The 3,437-nt window shown below is 60.3% G+C and carries 3 protein-coding genes and 1 pseudogene; 3 read left to right on the top strand and 1 reads right to left on the bottom strand.

What is annotated here, in order from left to right; translation table 11 throughout:
* The coding region (locus tag ABJF10_RS30075) for an efflux RND transporter permease subunit (protein WP_348548289.1) at nt 1-209 on the top strand (209 nt) is incomplete at its 5' end.
* Nucleotides 210-288: 79 nt separating this feature from the next.
* Entirely contained in the window at nt 289-810 is a 522-nt protein-coding gene (locus ABJF10_RS30070) for a GreA/GreB family elongation factor (protein ID WP_348548288.1), read from the top strand.
* A 158-nt stretch (nt 811-968) separates the two neighbouring features.
* On the opposite strand, the gene ABJF10_RS30065 is transcribed toward ABJF10_RS30070, so the two are convergent.
* Nucleotides 969-2,627 (bottom strand): AarF/UbiB family protein, encoded by a 1,659-nt coding sequence (locus tag ABJF10_RS30065; protein ID WP_348548287.1) that lies wholly within the window; start codon nt 2,625-2,627, stop codon nt 969-971.
* 419 nt (nt 2,628-3,046) lie between these two features.
* On the opposite strand from ABJF10_RS30065, the pseudogene ABJF10_RS30060 reads away from it, so the two are divergent.
* Nucleotides 3,047-3,386: pseudogene (locus tag ABJF10_RS30060) on the top strand (amylo-alpha-1,6-glucosidase); the annotation flags it as partial.
* Nucleotides 3,387-3,437: the final 51 nt, after the last annotated feature.

The raw sequence follows: 3,437 nt of genomic DNA, 5'->3' as shown, positions 1-3,437 counted from the left end.
TCGGCCTCATCCCGATGCTCTTCGCGCAAGGCCCCGGCAGCGAAATCCAAAAGCCCCTCGCCGCCGTCGTCATCGGCGGCCTCATCAGTTCCACGCTCCTGACGCTTTTCATCCTGCCGACGCTCTACAAAGTATTCGAGCGCAAGTCAATCCCCGCGCCCCACCCACTCCCCGACCCGCCGGCGACGACCGAATTGATTGGAATTTAATTTCGCGACGTCCCTCGCAATCGACACGATTATTGGATGAGGCCAAACTGATCCCCAATCCGCGAACGAATTCAATGTGATGAGCAAAGCCTTTACGCGCGAGAACGACGATGCGGTGGAGGAGACTGCCTTTGCCAAGGCGGCGCTCCCGAGTGGCACGCGCAATTACATGACCGCCGATGGAGCCGAACACCTCAGGCGCGAACTGGCGGCCCTGCTCGAGCAACGGCGGCAGCAGGAACAGGATGCGGATGGCGAGGCCGCGCAAGACGAATTGCGCCGGACCAACGCCCGCCTCCAGGCCCTTTCCCAAAGACTGGCCGAGGCCGATGTGGTGACGATGTCGGATGGGCCAGCCGACGAGGTGCGCTTCGGGATGTTTGTCACCATCCGCGCCGATGATGGGACGGAGGATGAATACCGCATCGTCGGCGTGGACGAAGTCGATCTCGAGGCGAGTGGGATCAGTTGGCTCTCTCCGCTTGCCCAGACGCTGATTGGGAAGAAGGTTGGCGAAGTGGCCCGCTTCCTGGCCCCCGTGGGCGAGAAGAGCTTCCGGATTGTGAGCATCCGTTTGCCGCAGGCCGCCGAGTCCAACTAACAAAACGTTACGACCAGTGTCCTCTCCGTGGCCGATCTGTTTGTGGCGGCAGCAGTGCAAACCTGCGGAATCTCGGCAATAAACCGATGAGAGGTTCGATTCCTCAGCCGCCAACATTTTCTTGGGTGGGAAGCGGGTGGAGGGGAGCAACGGTCTCGTTACTTCGAGGATTTATCACCGCGCAGGATCGCCCAGACCAGTGCGCCCGCGCCGGCGGTCGCGCCGAGGAAAAAGAGAATCGCAAATCCGGGATAACCAAAGATCCGAAAGGTCGTCTCGACTCGCATGAGTAATGAGGCGCCCATAATCAATGCAGCGAGGATTAGGCCGAGCGTGATGCGGTTCGCGATCTTTTGCAGACCGGACATCAGCATATCCTCATCGATAGCATCGATGTTCAGGCGGAGCTTGTTTGTCGCCACGAGCTCGAGGAATTGATTCAGCCGGGTGGGAAGCTTTTCGACCAACTCCTTGGTTTCCAGGAGAGCGCTGAAAAAGGCGCCACTGTTCAAGCTTTTCATCGTCCGTTGATGAAAGATCTCGGCTGCGTGCCGGCGGATGGATTCGTTCGGATCGAAATTGGGCGCCAGTGTCCGTCCCACCAGGTCGAGGTTGAGCAGCGTCTTGCCAAGCATGGTCAACTGCGCAGGCACGCGAATGCCTGTGTCCGCCGCGATCAGCTTGATGCCGAGCACTTCGCGCCCGACCTGTCGCTGGCCGACGGTGGCGTCCTGCTGTTGGGTCACCAGCTCCGCGATGCGCCGGCGAAATTGCAATTCGTCGAAGTCTTCCTTCGCCTCTCCGATTCGCACGGCAATATCGGCCGCCTTGTCGCTTTGTCCCTCGGCGATGGCCAGCAGAAGCTTGAGCAACTGCTCTTGCAAAGTGCCGTCGATCCGCGCCGTCATTCCGAGATCGAGCAGGGCGATGCGTCCGTCATCCGTCAGGAAGACATTTCCCGGATGCGGGTCGGCATGGAAGAAACCGTCCACCAGGATTTGCTGGAGATAGGCCCGGAAAAGTTCATCGGCCAGCGCCTCACCGTCGATATCGAGTTTCGCCAGCGGGCCGACTTTCGTGATCTTCTTGCCCGCGATGTAATCCATCGTCAAAACACGTCCCGTCGAATAGTCATCGACCGGCTGGGGCACGATGATCTTCGAGAAGCCCGCCAGCTTTTCCCCGAGCAGACGCAGGTTGCCCGCTTCCAACCGGTAATCGAGTTCGCGCAGGAGCGACTTGCGCAGCTCCTCCACCATCCGGGTGAAACCATAGCGGCGCCCAGCGTCCGTATGGGCGTCGAGAATTTGCGCTACCTCGTGCATGGCGTCCAGGTCTTCCGAAACGCGTTCGCGAACGTGCGGTCGCTGCACCTTCACTGCCACGACGCGCCCGTCGCGCAGGACCGCGCGATGCACCTGCCCGAGCGACGCTGCAGCCATCGGCGTGCTCTCAAATTCCGAGAACGCCTTGGAAAGACGCGCGCCGATCTCGACCGAGACGATGGCTTCCACTTCGCCGAAAGAAAACGGCTCGACGTTGTCTTGCAGGCGGGCCAGTGCATCCATGTACGTGGGAGGAATGAAGTCGGCCCGCGTGGATATCAACTGGCCCAGCTTGATAAAGGTGGGGCCGAGTTTCTCCAGGTCATCCGCCAGCTCTTTCGCCGCCGGCGGAATGGTCGGCGCGGGGCCATACTCCAGCGGGTCATCAATAACCGGCGCCTGCCGAATCAGATCCCCGTGGCCGTATTTGGCGAGAAGGATGAGGACATCTTTATAGAGTTTGAGATGTTTGGGTTGCAAGGAAAGCGACATACGCCTGTTATTCGCGCGTCACTGGTGTGTCGCACGTATGCGTAGAGGGCAATCGCCGGGTCGACCGCTGTTTATTCATGCGGCATCCCGAACCGCGGCGTCCGCCTGCCGGCGGAGTGGCGAAGCTAATCATATGTAAACGAATCTCCTGTTGTGCGGATTGGCTTGCGCCTTGAGCGCGACAGCCACCTTGGTGGCCGATGAAGCAGTTACCAAAAGCCCGGCCGCCTCAAGCGACGGCGTGGAAGTGGGAATCGCCCGGCGCGATTGTGTCGCTGTGTCGGGAGCCGAGGCCTACGTCACACGCAACGGGGTCTCGGAAAAACTCGTCAAAGATTTGCAATTGCCCTCGGGGATCGTCGTGCGACCCGTTGGAACAATCATCCTCGCGAATCATACGGAATCCGCTTTGCACGGAATTACTCACGCCCGTCGGGCTCCGCTCTCAGCCGCGGTCATCCCGATTATAAAGCGCGCTATTTCGGAGACCCGCGCGCGCGCGACGCGGCCTATCATCAGGGAACCGTCTGGGGATGGTTGATCGGTCCGTTTGTCGACGCCTGGTTGAAGGTTCACCCGGACGACCGCTCCGGCGCACGCCAGTGGTTGCAAGGCCTGCTCGCTCACCTCAACGACGCCTGCGTCGGTTCCATGAGCGAAATCTTCGACGCCGAGGAGCCGTTCATTCCCTGCGGCTGCATCGCGCAAGCATGGACGGTTGCTGAAGTCCTTCGGTGCTGGGTGAAGACAGCGGACTAACCCGGATATTTCACGCTTTGAAATTCTCGCGTCGGCAGCGCCGCGCGATGT

This window comes from Chthoniobacter sp., from assembly GCF_040003245.1.
Classification (GTDB): domain Bacteria; phylum Verrucomicrobiota; class Verrucomicrobiia; order Chthoniobacterales; family Chthoniobacteraceae; genus Chthoniobacter.
The sequence above is the reverse complement of the archived record's forward strand: the minus strand, read 5'-3'. Positions and strand labels throughout refer to the sequence as shown.

Coding starts and splice junctions, on each gene's coding strand:
- ABJF10_RS30065 (WP_348548287.1), bottom strand. CDS start 2,627: ATGTCGCTTTCCTTGCAACCCAAACATCTCAAACTCTATAAAGATGTC.
- ABJF10_RS30070 (WP_348548288.1), top strand. CDS start 289: ATGAGCAAAGCCTTTACGCGCGAGAACGACGATGCGGTGGAGGAGACT.